The organism is Streptomyces sediminimaris (assembly GCF_047049295.1).
Classification (GTDB): Bacteria; Actinomycetota; Actinomycetes; order Streptomycetales; family Streptomycetaceae; genus Streptomyces; species Streptomyces sediminimaris.
The window spans coordinates 2,517,779-2,534,346 of the sequence record NZ_JBJWOT010000001.1 but is presented as its reverse complement, the minus strand read 5'-3'; the positions used below and the strand labels follow the sequence as shown (position 1 = coordinate 2,534,346).

The window sequence follows — 16,568 nt, the reverse complement described above, 5'->3', positions numbered from 1 at the left end:
GGGCCACCGACACGGCGCCGGCCGGCCGACGAAGCGGCAGCCCGCCGACGGGGGAAGATCGGCGGGCTGCCGTGGTGCCGCAGTGGCTCAGTGGACGGAGTGCTCCTCCGCCGGGAAGGTCCCGCCGACGACGTCGTCGGCGAACGCCTTCACGGCGTCGCCCATGACCTCGCGCAGGTCGGCGTACTTCTTGACGAACTTCGGCATCCGGCCCGGGGTCAGGCCGAGCATGTCGGTCCAGACGAGGACCTGCGCGTCGGTGTCCGGCCCGGCTCCGATGCCGACCGTCGGGATGTGCAGCACGCGCGTCACCTCGGCCGCCAGCTCCGCCGGGACCAGCTCCAGCACCACCGCGAACGCGCCCGCGTCCTGCACGGCCTTCGCGTCGCGCAGCAGCTGCTGGGCGGCCTCCTCGCCGCGGCCCTGGACGCGGTAGCCCATGGCGTTGACGGACTGCGGGGTCAGGCCGATGTGGGCCATGACCGGGATGCCGGACTCCACGAGGAGGCGGATCTGCTCGTGCGAGCGCTCGCCGCCCTCCAGCTTGACCGCGCCGACCCCGGCCTCCTTGACCAGCCGGGTCGCCGAGCGCAGCGCCTGCACCGGGCCCTCCTGGTAGGAGCCGAACGGCAGGTCGCCGACGATCAGGGGGCGCCGGGTGCCGCGCACCACCGCGGCCGACAGCATGGTCATCTCGTCCAGGGTCACGGGTACGGTCGTCTCGTACCCGAGGTGGCAGTTGCCCGCCGAGTCGCCGACGAGCAGCACCGGGATCCCGGCCGCGTCGAAGACGGACGCGGTCATCGCGTCGTAGGCGGTGAGCATGGGCCACTTCTCGCCGCGCTCCTTGGCGAGGGCGATGTCGCGCACGGTGACGCGGCGGGTGCTCTTGCCCCCGTACAGCGCCTTGGTTCCGTCGGAGGGCTTGTTCTGCGCGGGCTGGGCAGCCGAGAGCTGCGTCATGGCAACGGCTCCTTCAGTCATCTCGAGGCGCCCTGACGGCGTCCCCGGATCAGGTCCATGGTGGCACCTCGTGCCAGTCCCAGCCAAGGGGACCTGCGTCACGCGACCGCGCGGGGGCCTGTGTAAGGGCTGGGTAAAAACATTTCGATACGGTACGGTCTCGTATCTGAATTGCCTAGGCTGGAGCGCATGACCACTCCACCTGCCACCGTCGGCCGGATCCCCGAAGAGGTGCACCGGCGCCGTTGGGCGATCCTCGGCGTGTTGATGCTGAGCCTGCTGATCGTGGTGCTCGACAACTCGATCCTGAACGTCGCCATCAAGACGATCTCCACCCCGGCTCCCACCGGCCTCGGCGCCACGCAGAGCCAGCTGGAGTGGGCGATCAACGCCTATACGCTCGTCTTCGCGGGCCTGCTGTTCACCGCGGGCCTCATCGGCGACCGGGTGGGCCGCAAGAAGGTACTGCTCGGCGGCCTCGTCGTGTTCGGCGCCGGCTCCGCGCTGGCCGCCGAGTCCGGCTCGCCGGCCCAGCTCATCGCCTTCCGCGCGCTGATGGCCCTCGGTGCCGCCTTCGTCATGCCGGCCACCCTCGCCGTCCTCATGAACGTCTTCGAGCGCGAGGAGCAGCCCAAGGCCATCGGCATCTGGGCCGGCGGCGTCGGCCTCGCGATCGCCATAGGCCCCATCACCGGCGGCCTGCTCCTCGACCACTTCTGGTGGGGCTCCGTCTTCCTGATCAACGTGCCGATCGTGCTCCTCGCCCTCGCGCTGATGATCTGGCTGGTGCCCGACTCCCGGGACCCCAGGCCGGGCCGGGTCGACCCGATCGGCGTGGTCCTGTCCGTCGTCGGCCTCGTCCTGCTCGTCTACGGCATCATCAAGGGCGGCGAGCTCGCCGACTTCACGGACGCGACGGTGCTGTCCACCATCGGCGCCGGTCTCCTCGTGCTCGCCCTGTTCGTGGTGTTCGAGAAGCGCAGCGACCACCCGTCCCTGGACGTCACGTACTTCAAGAACAAGGTGTTCTCGGCCGCCATGGGCGCCATCGCGCTGGTCTTCTTCGCGCTGATGGGCGTGACCTTCTTCTCCGTCTTCTACACCCAGAGCGTGCGCGGCTACTCGCCGCTGCAGTCCGGTCTGCTGATGCTGCCGCTGGCCGCCGCGCAGATGATCTTCGCACCGCGGGCCCGGCTGGTCGTCGACCGGTTCGGCAACAAGGTCACCAGCGGAGCCGGTCTGCTGCTGCTCGCCGGCATGCTCGCCGCCTTCGCGGGCTTCGAGGCGGACACCCCGATCTGGGTGCTGGAGGTCGTCTTCTTCCTCATGGGCACCGGCATGGCGCACGTGATGACGCCGACCAGCGTCGTCATCATGCAGGCGCTGCCCCGTGAGAAGGCCGGCTCCGCCTCCGCGCTCAGCAACACCTTCCGCCAGGTCGGCGGCGCGCTCGGCATCGCGGTGCTCGGCTCGGTGCTGTCCGCGGCGTACCGCACCGGCATCGAGGACAAGCTGGGCCTGCTCCCGAAGGGTCTCAGGGAGACCGCCGGCGAGTCCATCGAGGCCACGCTCGGCGTCGCCGCGAAGCTGGGCCCGCGGGGCAGGGGCCTCGTCACCCCGGCCAACGACTCCTTCCTGCACGCCATGCACGTCACCGCCCTGTGCGGCACGGGCGTCGCGCTGCTCGGCGCGCTGGTGGTCTTCCTCTTCCTGCCCGGGAAGCCGCCGGCCCGTCAGGCGGGCGAGGAGCGGCAGGAGTTGGTGGCAGCGGCGGAATAACTCCTTCCGACGTGCTCGGAGGTGCCGTACACAAGGGAGAATCGGACCAGCACACCGAAGGGACGCAGTGACGTGAGCCTCGCCGACAGCCAAGCCGATCCCGGGGCGCCCGCCAGGGGCCGCCCCCGCAGTGAGGCCGTCGAGCGCGCCATCGTCGAGGGCGTGATGAAGCTCCTGGAGGACGGCGTGCCGCTGGCCGAACTCTCCATCGAGCGCATCGCCCGCACCGCGGGAGTCGGCAAGGCCACCATCTACCGCCGGTGGAACGGCAAGGAGGAGCTCTTCGTCGACGTCATCCGCGCCGCCGAGCCGCCGGATCCCGAACTGCCCGGCACCTCCCTGCGCGACGACCTGGTGGCGATGCTGGAACAGCTGCGCCGGCGCGGTGTGATGACCCGTACGTCGGCGCTGCTGCACAACGTCTTCGCCCAGATGAAGAGCAGCCCGAGGATCTGGCGGGCGTACCAGACCGCCGTCGTCGAACCGCGCCGCCGGCTCCAGGTCGAGGTGCTGCGGCGGGGGCAGGCGGCCGGCGAACTCCGGGCCGACGTCGACGTCGAGCTGCTCAACGACATCGTCGTCGGCCCGATGCTGCTGCGCAGCGTCATGCGCCCCGACGCGGACCTGCCCGAGGGCCTCTCCGAGCAGATCGTCGACACCCTGCTGTCGGGGCTGCGGCCCGTCGGTTAGGCCCCGGCCCGCCGGCCGGCCGGTATGTGCGCGTTCCGTCACAGAGCAGGCTTTCCGTCCGCGAATCCGGAACTCACCGCCCCGACTTCTTCGTCCCACTGCCCGTACGGCCGTCGTGGGACGGCGAGATCGAAGCCGGACATCCCCTAGGGTCGGAGACACGGGGGACGGATGGTGGGCACGGCAGGCAGTGAGGCGACGCGGTATGGCGCAGCAGGCGTACGTGACGGAGACCGGCAACGGCGGCTCGGGGCCCGAGCGCCGGGGAGACCGATTCCGCCGCCTGCTGAACCGTCTGTTCTCCGGCTGGCGTGGCGATCCGAGAATCTGGCGCCGCGGCATCGTGACCGCGGCCCTCGCCGTGCTCCTCGGGCTCGTGATGCTCCTGCACGCGCAGATCCCCAACCGGGTCGGCAACCTGGGCAGTCTCACCGAGACCTTCCTGCCCTGGCTCGGCCTGCTGGTCCCGGTGCTGCTGCTGATCGCGCTGGTGCGCCGGTCGGCCACCGCGCTGATCGCGCTGGTGGTGCCGGTGGCCGTGTGGCTGAACCTCTTCGGCGGCCTGCTCACCGACAGGACCGGCGGCGGCGGTGACCTCACCGTCGCCACGCACAACGTCAACGCGGACAACCCCGACCCCGCGGGCACGGCCCGTGACGTGGCCGCCTCCGGCGCCGACGTGGTGGCCCTGGAGGAGCTGAAGGCATCGGTGGTCCCGGTCTACGAGCGGGCGCTGGCGCCGACGTACAGGTACCACTCGGTGCAGGGCACCGTCGGGCTGTGGAGCAAGTACCCCATGACCGGCATCCGCGCCGTCGACATCAAGCTGGGCTGGACCCGGGCCATGCGTGCCGCGGTCGACACCCCGAAGGGACAGGTCGCGTTCTACGTCGCCCACCTGCCCTCGGTCCGCGTCAAGCTGAAGGCCGGCTTCACCGCCCGGCAGCGCGACACGAGCGCCGACGCGCTGGGCGAGGCCATCGCCGGCGAGCCGCTGAAGCGCAAGGTGCTGCTCGGCGACCTCAACGGCACCATGAACGACCGCTCCCTCAACGGCGTGACCGCGCAGATGCGTTCCACGCAGGGCGCGGCGGGCAGCGGCTTCGGGTTCAGCTGGCCGGCCTCGTTCCCGATGGCGCGGATCGACCAGATCATGGTCCAGGGCGTGGAGCCGGTGACCTCCTGGACACTGCCCGCGACCGGGAGCGACCACCTGCCGATCGCGGCTCGTGTGAGCCTGGACACCGGCTCGTAACCTCTCGGAATACCGGGCCCGGGAGGGTTTGTTCCGCAGTTGAACTTAAACTGGGAACACACGCACCTCCAAACCCCCGGAAGGAACAGGCCCTCCATGCCCCTGGCCCTGCTCGCACTGGCCGTCGGCGCTTTCGGTATCGGCACGACCGAGTTCGTGATCATGGGCCTGCTGCCCGACGTCGCGGACGACCTGCACCTCTCGATTCCCGTCGCCGGACACCTGGTCTCGGCGTACGCGCTGGGCGTCGTCATCGGCGCCCCGCTGCTGGCCGCGATCACCGCGCGGATGTCCCGCCGCACGGTGCTGATCGGCCTGATGGCCCTGTTCGTGGCGGGCAACGCCCTGTCCGCCCTCGCCCCGGGGTACGACTCGCTGCTGGCGGCCCGCTTCCTGAGCGGACTGCCGCACGGCGCCTTCTTCGGCGTGGGCGCGGTCGTCGCGACGACCATGGTCGCGCCGGAGCGCAAGGCCCGCTCCGTGTCACTGATGTTCCTCGGCCTGACGGTCGCCAACATCGCGGGCGTACCGGTGGCCACGCTCATGGGACAGCACCTGGGCTGGCGGGCGACGTTCCTCGGGGTCGGCGCGATCGGCCTGGTGGCGATAGTGTCGCTGGCCCTGCTGATCCCGCACGACCACACGCACGCCCCGGCCGCGGGTCTGCGCGGCGAACTGGCCGCCCTGCGCTCCCTGCCGGTCTGGCTGGCGCTCGGCACCACGGTCGCCGGATTCGGCGCGCTGTTCGCCGCCTACAGCTACATCACGCCGATGCTCACGGACGCCGCCGGCTACGCCGGGGCCAGCGTGACCCTGCTGCTCGCCCTGTTCGGTGTCGGCGCGACGATCGGAAACCTGGCGGGCGGACGCCTCGCCGACCACTCCCTGCGCGGGACGCTCTTCGGCGGACTGGTCTCCCTGGCGGCCGTCCTGGCCCTGTTCCCGCTGCTGATGTCGTCCCACTGGACCGCGGCCCTCGCGGTCGTGCTGCTCGGCGCCGCCGCCTTCATCACCGGCTCGCCGCTGCAGCTGATGGTGATGGAGAAGGCATCCGCGGCCCCCTCCCTGGCGTCCTCGGCCAACCAGGCCGCGTTCAACCTGGCGAACGCCGGGGGAGCGTGGATCGGCGGGCTGGCGCTGGCGGCCGGGTTCGGGGTCACCTCGCCGGCCCTGGCCGGAGCGGCACTGGCCGTACTCGGCCTGGGGGTTGCGGCCGCGGCGTACGCGGTGGACCGGCGGCGGGAGGTCGTCCGGGTGGGCCGTGTGGTCGCCGCGCATGTGCCGGAGCGGTCGGGGGCGCTGCACCACTGACCTGGGCGCCCCGTTATGTTTTCCGCGGTCCTGCAAGAGGGCCGCTGGCCTCCGGGCCCGGCATGACTGTTGCCCCCTGTCGAAGGCATGACCTGGGGGGTGGTGTCACCGGGCCCGGGAGGTGCCGTCGGAGACGCTGATCAGAGGTCCGGCCACCGCCCGGTCCGGCGCAACGCCGGACAGTTCGCGGGCGGCAGGTCTGCATAACGTGGATGCGCGAGCACGACACCCGAGCCGAGGCCGGCACCGTCAACACCCCTGGGGAAGGGGCACGATGTTCGAGATCGAAGACGTGGGCGTGTTCCTGGGCCTGGACGTCGGCAAGAGTGCCCACCACGGCCACGGACTCACCCCGGCCGGGAAAAAGGTCTTCGACAAACCGCTGCCCAACAGCGAGCCCAAGTTGCGGGCCGTCTTCGCCAAGCTGCGCGAAAAGTTCGGCACCGTCCTGGTGATCGTGGACCAGCCCGCCTCCATCGGCGCCCTGCCACTGACCGTCGCCCGCGACGCCGGCTGCCAGGTCGCCTACCTGCCCGGACTCGCGATGCGCCGGATCGCCGACCTCTACCCCGGCGAGGCCAAGACCGACGCCAAGGACGCCGCCGTCATCGCGGACGCCGCACGGACGATGCCGCACACCCTGCGCTCGCTGGAACTGACCGACGAGATCACCGCCGAACTCACGGTCCTCGTGGGCTTCGACCAGGATCTCGCGGCCGAGGCCACCCGCACGTCCAACCGGATACGCGGCCTGCTCACTCAGTTCCACCCGTCGCTGGAGCGCGTTCTGGGTCCCCGCCTCGACCACCAGGCCGTGACCTGGCTGCTGGAGCGCTACGGCTCCCCGTCCGCCCTGCGCAAGGCCGGCCGCCGCAGACTCGTGGAGCTGATCCGCCCGAAAGCCCCCCGCATGGCCCAGCGGCTGATCGACGACGTCTTCGACGCACTCGACGAGCAGACCGTCGTCGTCCCCGGCACCGGCACCCTCGACATCGTCATTCCCTCCCTGGCCGCATCCCTGGCCGCCGTCCACACCCATCGCCGGGCGATGGAAGCCCAGATCAACGCCCTGCTGGAGACTCACCCTCTTTCCCCGGTCCTGACGTCGATGCCCGGCGTCGGCGTCAGGACCGCCGCCGTCCTGCTGGTCACCGTCGGCGACGGCACCAGCTTCCCCACCGCCGCCCACCTCGCCTCCTACGCCGGCCTCGCCCCCACCACGAAGCAGTCCGGGACCTCGATCCACGGCGAACACGCACCCCGAGGCGGAAACCGGCAGCTCAAACGGGCGATGTTCCTCTCCGCCTTCGCCTGCATGAACGCTGACCCCGCCTCCCGCACCTACTACGACCGCCAGCGAGCACGCGGCAAGACCCACACCCAGGCCCTCCTCCGCCTGGCCCGTCAACGCATCAGCGTCCTGTTCGCCATGCTCCGCGACGGCACCTTCTACGAATCCCGGACACCGAAAGGCGTCGAGCTCGCCGCGTAACCTCAGCAACCCCGAACCACCCCAAACCCGACAGGAGTGCCTTGACGAAAGACATAGAGGCACCCTCCCGCCGCTGCCCACGCGACCTTCCTGACGTACTGTCAGTTCTGCTTCGCGCCGGCGAAGTCGGGCAGTTCCGTGGACAGCAGCCCGGTCACGGCGCCGTCGAGGAGCCGGGCCGTCTCGGTGGAGCGGGGCAGCATGGTCTTCTCGTAGGCGCGGACGGCCTCGTCGACGGTGTCCGTGTGCGCGATGGCCAGGGCGAGTTCGCAGGCGTCGAGCATGGCGAGGTTGACGCCGACGCCGAGCGGAGGCATGAGGTGGGCGGCGTCGCCGAGCAGGGTGACGGCGGGGTGGTGGTCCCAGGTGTGCGGGACGGGCAGGGCGAAGATCGGGCGGTCGGTGTAGGGGCCGTCGTTTCCGGCGATCAACTCGCGCATACGGGGCGACCAGTGGGCGTAGCGCTCCAGCAGGACGCGGCGGATGCCGTCGGTGTCCTCGGGCGTCAGGCCGACGGCGGTGATCCAGTCGGCCGGGACGCGCTGGATGACGTAGACGCGGATGTGGTTGCCGCTGTTGCGCTGGGCGAACAGTGCGCGCTCTCCGTCGGCCGCCGCGGCGCTGCCCTGGCCGACGAGTTCGGCGACGCGGGGGTGCCGCTCGTCGGCGTCGTCGAACCGGGCCTCCAGGAAGCTGACGCCGGTGTACTCGGGAGTGGCGCGGGAGACGGCCCGGCGGACCGCGGACCAGGCGCCGTCCGCACCGATGACGAGATCGGCCTCGACGGTGGCGCCGTTGGTGAAGTGCAGGGTCCGCGGTCCGTCGGCGGGTCCGGAGACCTCCTCGAGGGTGTGGCCCCAGCGCACGGTGCCCGGGCGCAGGGAGCCGAGCAGCAGGTCACGCAGGTGGCCGCGGTCGATCTCCGGCTTGAACTGCTCGCCCTCTTCGGGGAGATGGTGGAAGAGCAATGTGCCGGCCGTGTCCAGCCGGCGCATTTCCTGCCCCTCGGGGCGCGCCAGCCGGAAGAAGGCGTCGAGCAGTCCGGCTTCGCGCAGCGCGATCTGGCCGTTGTCGGCGTGCAGGTCCAGGGTGCCGCCCTGGTCGCGGGCGTCGGGGCCGGCGTCGCGGTCGTGGACGGTGGCGGTGATGCCGTGCCGCTGGAGGATACGGGCGCAGGTCAGGCCGCCGGGGCCGGCGCCGATGATGGCGATGCGGGGTGCGGGGGTGGGGTTCATGGTGGCTTCCGCTCGTGACGGGCGTGCACGGCACACGGCTGTGCCGCGGTGGCCGGTGGGAGGTGAGGAGTCCACAGAAAAGCACACCGAGGCAATAAGTGCAACGACTCAACTTTTGAATCCGTGCAACCTTGGCGGTAGGCTGTGGGCATGCCCGACACCACCACCGACACCGCGCCCACCGCCGCGCCGGCGCCCCAGGGGCGCCGTGAGCGCAAGAAGGCCGCCACGCGCCGGGCCATCGCGGACGCCGCGCTGCGCCTGTTCCTCGAGCGCGGATACGACGACGTCGGCATCCGGGAGATCGCGGACGCCGCCGACGTGTCCACCACCACGCTGTTCAAGCACTTCCCGGTCAAGGAGGCCCTCGTCTTCGACGAGGAGGACGACGTGGAAGCCGCCCTGCTCGCCGCGGTGCGCGAACGGCCCGAGGGCCGGTCCGTCCCCGCGGCGCTGCGCGAGCACGCACTGCGCTCGCGGATCCTCACCGCGGACGGCGACCCCCGCTTCGCGGCCTTCCTCCGCCTGGTGAACGACACCCCCGCCCTGCGCGACTACCGCCAGAACATGTGGCTGCGCCACACCACCGCCCTGGCGCGAGTCATCGCGGAGGAGTGCGGTCTCCTCGCGGACGACCCCGCCTGCACCGCCCTCGCCCACTTCGCCCTCGAAGCACCCCGCGTCGCCCAGGGTCACGACGACCCCCGCCGGGCCGTCACCCGCGCCTTCGAACTGCTGGAATCCGGCTGGAGCACGCTCGCGCCCACCCGTGGACGACCGTCCTGAGCGCGGCTCTCGCCGCTACTGAGTTGCTGCTCACCGACGCCATCCTGCCGCCGCCCGGGATGGCCGAACAGCTGGAGCGGATCGTGGAGTTGGTCGAACGCCGCCGCATCGTCACGCAGATCGTTCTGCGGAAGTGCAGCCCACATCCCTTCATGCTCGGCAACGCACTCCTCATGACCTTCGCCGACGCGCCGCCGCTGATCTACACCGAGGCGTCCTACAGCGGAGATACCATCGACGATCCGGCCCTCGTGAAGCAGTACCGCAAGGCATACGATCGGCTCAGGGCCGTCGCGCTGTCACCAGACACGTCCCTGGCCATGATCAAGGCGGCGGCAGAGGATTACCGAAAAGGCGAGCAACGGCATCGACTTGAGTGACGCGCTCTGGTGTAAGAGCAGTTACAGCAACGGCGATGGCGGTGAGTGCCTCGAAGTCGCCTCCGACTTCCCCGGCGCCGCCCTCTGGCGCAAGTCCAGCTACAGCAACGGCAGCGGCGGCGACTGCGTCGAAGTCGCCGCCGGCGTCCCCGGCCTCGTCCCCGTCCGGGACTCCAAGGTCCCCGACGGCCCCGCTCTCCTCGTCACCGCCGCCGCCTGGGCCCCCTTCGTCGACTCGCTCAAGTCGTAGGGTCGTCGAAGCGGGCGAGGTCCCGCAGCCAGGCCCGTGCGTTGCTGTCGGACGGCGCGCGCCAGTCGCCGCGAGGTGACAAGGACCCACCGGCCGACACCTTCGGCCCGTTCGGCATGGCCGAGCGCTTGAACTGCGCGAAGGCGAAGAAGCGTCGGCAGAACACCTCCAGCCAGCGCCGGATCTCAGCGAGGTCGTAGGCGACCCGCTTGGCCTCGGGGAAGCCCGGCGGCCACTCGCCGCCCTCCGCGTCGTGCCAGGCGTGCCAGGCCAGGAACGCGATCTTCGACGGCCGGAAGCCGTAGCGCAGCACGTGGAAGAGCGTGAAGTCGTGCAGCGCGTACGGGCCGATCTTCGACTCCGTCGACTGCAGCTCCTCACCCGGCACCAGCTCCGGGCTGATCTCGGTGTCGAGGATCGCGGCGAGCGTGCCGCCCGTCTCCTCGTCGAACTGGCCGCTGCTGATGACCCAGCGGATCAGGTGCTGGATCAGCGTCTTCGGCACCCCGCCGTTGACGTTGTAGTGGCTCATCTGGTCGCCCACGCCGTAGGTGGACCAGCCGAGCGCCAGCTCCGAGAGGTCACCGGTGCCGAGCACGATGCCGCCGCGCTGGTTGGCCAGCCGGAAGAGGTAGTCCGTGCGCAGACCTGCCTGGACGTTCTCGAAGGTGACGTCGTAGACCGGCTCACCGGAGGCGAAGGGATGGCCCATCTCCTCCAGCATCAGCCGCGCGGTGGGCGTGATGTCCAGCTCGGCGGCGGTGACACCGAGCGAGTTCATCAGCTTGTGGGCGTTGTCCTTGGTGTGGTCGCTGGTGGCGAAGCCGGGCAGGGTCCAGGCCAGGATGTCGCTGCGCGGGCGGCCCGCGCGGTCCATCGCGCGGGCGGCGACGATCAGCGCGTGCGTGGAGTCCAGGCCGCCGGACACCCCGATGACGACCTTCGGGCCGCCGATGGACGCTAGGCGCTGCTGGAGCCCCTCGACCTGGATGTTGTACGCCTCGTAGCAGTCCTGGGCGAGCCGGTCGGCGTCGGCCGGCACGAACGGGAAGCGCTCCAGACGGCGGCGCAGCCCCAGGTCGGTGCGGGGCGGGTCGAGCTCGAAGGAGACCGTGCGGAAGTCGTCCGTCCGCGCCTTGTGCGTACGGCGGTTGTCGTCGAAGGTGCCCATCCGCGTCCGTTCCTGCCGCAGCAGGTCCAGGTCCACGTCGGCCACCGCGTAACTGTCGCCGAGCGGGAAGCGCTCGGTCTCCGCCAGCAGCACGCCGTTCTCGTGGACCATGGCCTGGCCGTCCCAGGACAGGTCGGTGGTCGACTCGCCGAGGCCGGCCGCCGCGTAGACGTACGCGGCGAGGCAGCGCGAGGACGCCGAGCGGCACAGCAGCTTGCGGTCCTCGGCCCGTCCGACGGTGATGGGGCTGCCCGAGAGGTTGACCAGGACGGTGGCACCGGCCAGCGCGGCCTCCGCGCTCGGCGGCACCGGCACCCACATGTCCTCGCAGACCTCGGCGTGCAGCACGAGCCCGGGGACGTCCGCCGCTTCGAAGAGCAGGTCCACGCCGAACGGCACGCTCTCGCCGCCGACCCGGATCGTCCCGCCGCGCTCGTCGTCGCCCCCGGCGATCTGCCGGCGCTCGTAGAACTCCCGGTAGTTCGGCGGGTACGACTTGGGCACGACGCCGAGGACGCGCCCGCGGTGGACGACGACGGCGCAGTTGTGGATCCGGTTGCGGTGGCGCAGCGGAGCACCGACGACGAGCACCGGCAGCAGCTCGGCCGACCCCGCCACCACGCTCGCGAGGGCCGCCTCGACCCCGTCGAGCAGCGCGTCCTGCAGCAGCAGGTCCTCGATCGAGTAGCCGCACAGGACCAGCTCGGGGAAGACCGCGACGGCGACGCCCTCCCCGGCGCACCGGCGCGCCTGGTGCAGGACCGCCTCGGCGTTGGCGGGCGGATCGGCGATGACGGTGTGGCCCGTGCACGCGGCGACGCGTGCGAAGCCGTGCTGATAGATGGACCAGAAGTTCGACTGAGGCACGGGACCAGTGTAATCGTCAGAGCGACGCAATAGGGGGCACGGGGGGCGGGGCGCCCCGCGCATGGCGAAGGGGCGCGGGGTGTGTGCGGCCCCGCGCCCCCTCAGAGTGTCGTTTCCGGCGGTGCCTCAGTGACGCTTGTACGACGTGACGTAGCCGTTCGCGGGCGTGCCCACGCCGGTGACGTCGTCGTAGCCCTTCACGGCGGACAGCGAGCTGTCCTTGCCGAGGGAGCGGAGCGAGGTGACCCGGCCGTCGGTGGCGTCGTAGCCGTTGACGTAGTCGACGCGGACGACCGCCAGGCCGGAGCCGGTCGGGTTGTCCGTGACGTCGTGGTACACCTTCGACCCGAACTTGGCGTAGATCGACGGGTTGGCGAAACCGATCGCCCTGCCGCCGCCCGCCTGCTGGGCCAGGGCCTGGATGCCCGCGATCACCGGCGCGGCGAGCGAGGTGCCGCCGATGCGGTACTCGCTGTACGCCAGGGTCTTGCCGTCCGGCATGGTCTGGGTCTGGCCGACCAGGAAGCCGGTGTTGGGGTCGCCGATCGCCGCGATGTCCGGGACCACGCGGTTGCCGGCCGCGTTGTTGGCCGTGGCGAGCGAGTCCGGGACGACGCCCTTCTGGTAATAGGGCTCCGACACCGTCCTGCTGGTGCCGCCGCCCGCGCCGTAGACGAACCCGCCGGGGAAGTTCACCCAGCTCTTGCCGTCGGCCGACAGCGACGCCTTCTCGGTGCCCCAGCCGGTCTCCCACTGGTACTTGTTGTGCTTGCCGACGGCCAGCGAGGTACCGCCGACCGCCGTCACCCAGGCGGAGTTGGCCGGGGTGTCGACCTGCTTCGTACCGGTGTGGGCGACCTCGTCGCCGTTGTCACCGGAGGAGAAGTAGAAGCCGATGCCCTCGACCGCGCCGAACTGGAAGACCTGGTCGTAGGCGGCCGCGAGGTCGGGCGTCTGGTTGGCCTCGATGTCGCCCCACGAGTTGGAGACGATGTCGGCCAGGTGGTTGTCGACGACCTTGCTGAGCGAGTCCAGCAGGTCGTCGTCGTAGCAGGACGCGGCGCCCACGTACGTGACGTCGGCGGCCGGCGCGACCGCGTGCACGGCCTCGACGTCGAGGGTCTCCTCGCCGTACCAGCCGGCCCCGCCGCACTCGTTGACCTTCGTGTACTTCTTCGGCAGCACCTGGTGCAGCTGGCTGGTCTTCCACCGGGCGTCGCCGTGCTTCATCGCGTACATCTGCGCGTCGAAGGCGATGGTCGGCGAGGCGTAGGCGTCCGTGATGGCGACCCGGACGTGCTTGCCGGTGTACTTGCCCGCGCCGTAGGCGGCGCGCAGTTGCTTGCCCGTGTAGCCCTTGACGGTGTACGGCACCTTCTGGCCGTAGGCGTCCGGCAGCGTGCTCGCGATGTTCGAGCCGTAGTACGAGGAGAACGGCCCGGAGTTGCGGAACACGGTCTCCGGGGGCGGCAGCTGGTCGTGGTGGCTGGACTTGTGCGGCGCGTTGTCCAGGCCGGTGACGGTCAGCACGGCGCCCTTGAGGCTGTCCGGGGCGGAGGCGGTCTTCGCCGGCGCCCGGTAGGTCTTCGCCCCCTTGGTGTAGTTGTGCAGCTGGGTGCCGAACGCCTTCTCGGCGGCGGCCACGTCACCGGAGACGGAGACGTAGTGCTGCGTGACGCCCGTGACCTTCAGGCCCGCGGACCTCAGCCACGACTTGACCGCGGCCACCTGGGCCTTGGTCGCGCCGTAGCGGGACCGCGCCTGTCCGGCGCTCAGGTACTTGCCGTACGAGGCCGAGTTCGGGTCGGAGACGGCCTTCGCGTACGCGGCGAGGCCCGCCGCGTCCTTACCGGCCAGGTAGACCCGGGCGGAGACCTGGGCGCGGTTGGACGTCGCGCCCTTGTCCGCCCTGGCCGTCGCCCACGCGGGCTTGGTGCCCGTGAGGGCGTGACGGCCGTGGTTGTCCGCGGCGTGGGCCGCGGGTATGCCGAGCGCCAGCGCGCCGGCGATCATGGGCAGTGTCGCTGCCATGCTCGCGGCACGCATCGTGGCGCGGTTGGATCTCATAGAACCCCCTGCGATGCGGTTCTTCGCATGTGTGGTCGGTCGTCGCCCGTCTCTGTGGCCCCGCGCCGCGGCGGAGGTGCGGGCAGTGGATCAAGCGATAGGGGCCACTCTTGCGATGAACCGTTCATGCCAGGGGAATGCGTAAGCCAAGAGAAACCCAAGGAACCGTCACGCTGGGCGATTTGAGGCTTTCGTTCGTTCGGTGGCGTTACGAACGGGCCTGTGCGCCGCGCTCCTTGAGCATGTCCGCCATCTGTGCGAGCTCCGACCGCCGGGCACTCACCATGCCCCGGGCGAGGTCCCGCTCCACGCCGACCGTGCACCTGGCGACACAGCCCTCGGCCATGTGGACACCGCCCTGGTGATGGGCCGTCATCAGCTGCAGGCAGAGGATCTCCGCCTGCTTGCCGTCGAGCGTGCCGAGCCTGCGCAGCTCGGCGCCGGTCGCCATGCCGGGCATCAGGGAGCCGTCCCCGCGCCCGGGCGTGCCGCCGCCCATGCCCATCCAGGACATCGGCGGCTTCGCCGACGTCTTCGGCGGCCCCCACGGGTCCAGCCGGCCCAGCAGCATGCCGCGCTGGTCGGCCTGCGTCTGCGCGATGTCGTAGGCGACTCGCCGCACTTCGGCGTTCTTCGTGCGGTCGCGGACGAGGTAGGACATCCCGACCGCCTGCTGGTGGTGCACCGCCATGTCCCGGGCGAAGCCGGCGTCGGCGGAACCGGCAGCCGGCGCGCCGGGGGAGGAGCCGCCGCCCTCGGCGACCGCGCAGGTGATCGCGCCGGCCGCGACCGGCGCCGCCGCGGTGACCCCGGCGAGCCGGCCGATGCAGGCCCTCACGTCACATCGCCCCGCTCGAGCAGGGCGCGCCCGGCTCCGGTGTCTGCTTGCCCTGCACGTAGGTCTCGAAGAACGCGGCGACCTTCGGGTCGTCGGCGCTCTTGACGCTCAACTGGTGTCCCCAGGCCGACAGTTCGATCGGCGCGGGCTGGTCCGCGTACGGGCTCATCATCGAGTACGGCGTCCGCCTGACCTTCGCCGCGAGCGCGGCCACGTCCTTCTTGGCCGCCTTGTCGGTGTACGTCACCCAGACCGCGCCGTGCTCCATGGAGTGCACGGCCTTCTCGTCCTTCACGGCCTTGGTGTAGACGGCGCCGTCGCAGTCGACCCAGACCGGGTTGTGGTCGCCGCCCACCGGCGGGTGCATGGGGTAGTGCACGGTCCCGGCGACGTGGTTGCGGGTCAGCTTGCCCGTCCAGGTGCGCACTCCGTCCGCGCCGGTGACGAAGTGCCCCGCGCCCTGGGTCCGGGTGCCGGCCGCGCTCGCGGTCTCCTTCTTGCCCCAGTCGTCCTTCTTGCCCCCGTCCCGGGACGTCGCGACGAAGACGCCGCCCACCACCAGACCGGCGACCACCACCACGCTCGCGGCGACGGCCAGGATCCGGTTGCGCCGCTGCCGGGACCGCTCGGCCCGCCGCACCTCTTCCATCCTCGCCTTGCGTGCCGCGCCGGTGGTCTTGTTGTCGGAGCCCATGGGGGTGTCCTTCGGGAGAAGGGGCGGTCGGGTCCGCTGATGGTAATGGGGAGGACGGGGCGTCCGGCGGGCAGGTCGCGGGACGGCCGATTAGTTGAATGCGAGATGCATATTATCTAGGCTGGCGGTATGCGGCTGCTCCGATCCACCGACCTCGCGTTGCGTGTGCTCATGCGGCTCGCGGTCGCCGGTGAGACCACTCCCACGACCCGCGAGGTCGCGGCCGACATGGACGTGCCCTACACCCACGCGGCGAAGGTCGTGGCCGAACTCCAGCACCTGTCCCTGGTCGACGCCCGCCGGGGCCGGGGCGGCGGCCTCTCGCTCACCGCGGAGGGCCGCACGGCCTCGGTGGGTGCCGTCGTCCGCACCTTCGAGGGCGACGGCGACGTGGTCGACTGCGAGGGCTCCGCCCCCTGCCCCCTCGCCCCCGCCTGCCGCCTGCGCGGCGAACTCCGCCGCGCCCAGGAGGCGTTCTTCGCCTCGCTGGACCCGGTGACGGTGCAGGACATCGTGGCGGGGCCCACGGGGGCGTTGCTGCTGGGGATGCCGCGGGTGCCCTGACCCCGGCGGGGGCGGCGGGGACCGCGGGTGCCCCGGCCCCGCGGGAGCAGCGGGGGCTGCGGGTGCCCTGGCCTCGCGGGGAGCGGCGGAGGCTGCGGGTTCTCTGGCCCTCGCGGGGGCCGGGGGTGTCCTGGCCCGGGTGTCCTGGCCCTCGCGGCGGCCGCGGGCGTCCTGGCCCCCTCGGGTGGTGCCTTCGTCCGCTGCCTCGGCCCGGGCCGGTGCGACT

The 16,568-nt window shown here is 71.3% G+C and carries 14 protein-coding genes and 1 pseudogene; 9 read left to right on the top strand and 6 right to left on the bottom strand.

Going from position 1 to position 16,568, the window contains the following annotated elements; genetic code table 11:
• Nucleotides 1–87: 87 nt before the first annotated feature.
• The gene (gene panB / locus ACJ9NR_RS11895; RefSeq protein WP_412487506.1) at nt 88–963 is read right to left on the bottom strand and encodes a 3-methyl-2-oxobutanoate hydroxymethyltransferase; all 876 of its coding nucleotides are present in this window, start codon (nt 961–963) and stop codon (nt 88–90) included.
• Between the two features lie 189 nt (nt 964–1,152).
• Here panB and ACJ9NR_RS11890 point away from each other — a divergent pair, with 189 nt between their 5' ends.
• The 5 genes from ACJ9NR_RS11890 to ACJ9NR_RS11870 all read left to right on the top strand — a co-directional run bounded on the left by ACJ9NR_RS11890 (nt 1,153) and on the right by ACJ9NR_RS11870 (nt 7,490).
• Entirely contained in the window at nt 1,153–2,742 is a 1,590-nt protein-coding gene (locus ACJ9NR_RS11890) for an MFS transporter (RefSeq protein WP_412487505.1), read from the top strand.
• Between the two features lie 72 nt (nt 2,743–2,814).
• Entirely contained in the window at nt 2,815–3,432 is a 618-nt protein-coding gene (locus ACJ9NR_RS11885; RefSeq protein WP_412487504.1) for a TetR/AcrR family transcriptional regulator, read from the top strand.
• A gap of 205 nt (nt 3,433–3,637) precedes the next feature.
• A complete protein-coding gene (locus ACJ9NR_RS11880; RefSeq protein ID WP_412487503.1) occupies nt 3,638–4,687 on the top strand; it encodes an endonuclease/exonuclease/phosphatase family protein in 1,050 nt (349 codons plus the stop codon).
• Between the two features lie 96 nt (nt 4,688–4,783).
• Nucleotides 4,784–5,998, top strand: coding sequence for an MFS transporter (locus ACJ9NR_RS11875; RefSeq protein WP_412487502.1), 1,215 nt, complete (start codon nt 4,784–4,786; stop codon nt 5,996–5,998).
• Nucleotides 5,999–6,272: 274 nt separating this feature from the next.
• Nucleotides 6,273–7,490, top strand: a complete 1,218-nt coding sequence (locus ACJ9NR_RS11870) for an IS110 family RNA-guided transposase (RefSeq protein WP_412487501.1) — start codon at nt 6,273–6,275, stop codon at nt 7,488–7,490.
• Between the two features lie 101 nt (nt 7,491–7,591).
• Here the strand turns inward: ACJ9NR_RS11870 and ACJ9NR_RS11865 are convergent, their stop codons facing one another.
• On the bottom strand, nt 7,592–8,725 hold the full coding sequence (locus ACJ9NR_RS11865) for an FAD-dependent oxidoreductase (protein ID WP_412487500.1): 1,134 nt from the start codon (nt 8,723–8,725) through the stop codon (nt 7,592–7,594).
• 150 nt (nt 8,726–8,875) lie between these two features.
• Between ACJ9NR_RS11865 and ACJ9NR_RS11860 the strand changes: the two genes are divergently transcribed.
• From ACJ9NR_RS11860 to ACJ9NR_RS11850, 3 genes and pseudogenes are all read left to right on the top strand, one after another.
• Nucleotides 8,876–9,511: a TetR/AcrR family transcriptional regulator gene (locus ACJ9NR_RS11860; RefSeq protein ID WP_412487499.1), complete on the top strand. Its 636-nt coding sequence runs from the start codon at nt 8,876–8,878 to the stop codon at nt 9,509–9,511.
• A gap of 20 nt (nt 9,512–9,531) precedes the next feature.
• A pseudogene (locus ACJ9NR_RS11855) lies at nt 9,532–9,891 on the top strand (Scr1 family TA system antitoxin-like transcriptional regulator); the annotation flags it as partial.
• Nucleotides 9,884–10,141 carry a DUF397 domain-containing protein gene (locus ACJ9NR_RS11850; protein ID WP_412487498.1) on the top strand — a complete coding sequence of 86 codons (258 nt, stop codon included), beginning with the start codon at nt 9,884–9,886 and terminating at the stop codon, nt 10,139–10,141. The pseudogene ACJ9NR_RS11855 and the gene ACJ9NR_RS11850, both read left to right, overlap by 8 nt.
• On the opposite strand, the gene ACJ9NR_RS11845 is transcribed toward ACJ9NR_RS11850, so the two are convergent.
• From ACJ9NR_RS11845 to ACJ9NR_RS11830, 4 genes are all read right to left on the bottom strand, one after another.
• Nucleotides 10,131–12,179, bottom strand: coding sequence for an NAD(+) synthase (locus ACJ9NR_RS11845; protein WP_412487497.1), 2,049 nt, complete (start codon nt 12,177–12,179; stop codon nt 10,131–10,133). The two genes, ACJ9NR_RS11850 and ACJ9NR_RS11845, sit on opposite strands and share 11 nt — an antisense overlap.
• Before the next feature lie 126 nt (nt 12,180–12,305).
• Nucleotides 12,306–14,246, bottom strand: a complete 1,941-nt coding sequence (locus ACJ9NR_RS11840; RefSeq protein WP_412487496.1) for a S53 family peptidase — start codon at nt 14,244–14,246, stop codon at nt 12,306–12,308.
• A 208-nt stretch (nt 14,247–14,454) separates the two neighbouring features.
• A complete protein-coding gene (locus tag ACJ9NR_RS11835; protein ID WP_412487495.1) occupies nt 14,455–15,084 on the bottom strand; it encodes a DUF305 domain-containing protein in 630 nt (209 codons plus the stop codon).
• A 1-nt stretch (nt 15,085) separates the two neighbouring features.
• On the bottom strand, nt 15,086–15,778 hold the full coding sequence (locus ACJ9NR_RS11830; protein WP_412487494.1) for a thioredoxin-like domain-containing protein: 693 nt from the start codon (nt 15,776–15,778) through the stop codon (nt 15,086–15,088).
• A gap of 129 nt (nt 15,779–15,907) precedes the next feature.
• Between ACJ9NR_RS11830 and ACJ9NR_RS11825 the strand changes: the two genes are divergently transcribed.
• A complete protein-coding gene (locus ACJ9NR_RS11825; RefSeq protein WP_412487493.1) occupies nt 15,908–16,342 on the top strand; it encodes an RrF2 family transcriptional regulator in 435 nt (144 codons plus the stop codon).
• Nucleotides 16,343–16,568 lie beyond the last annotated feature (226 nt).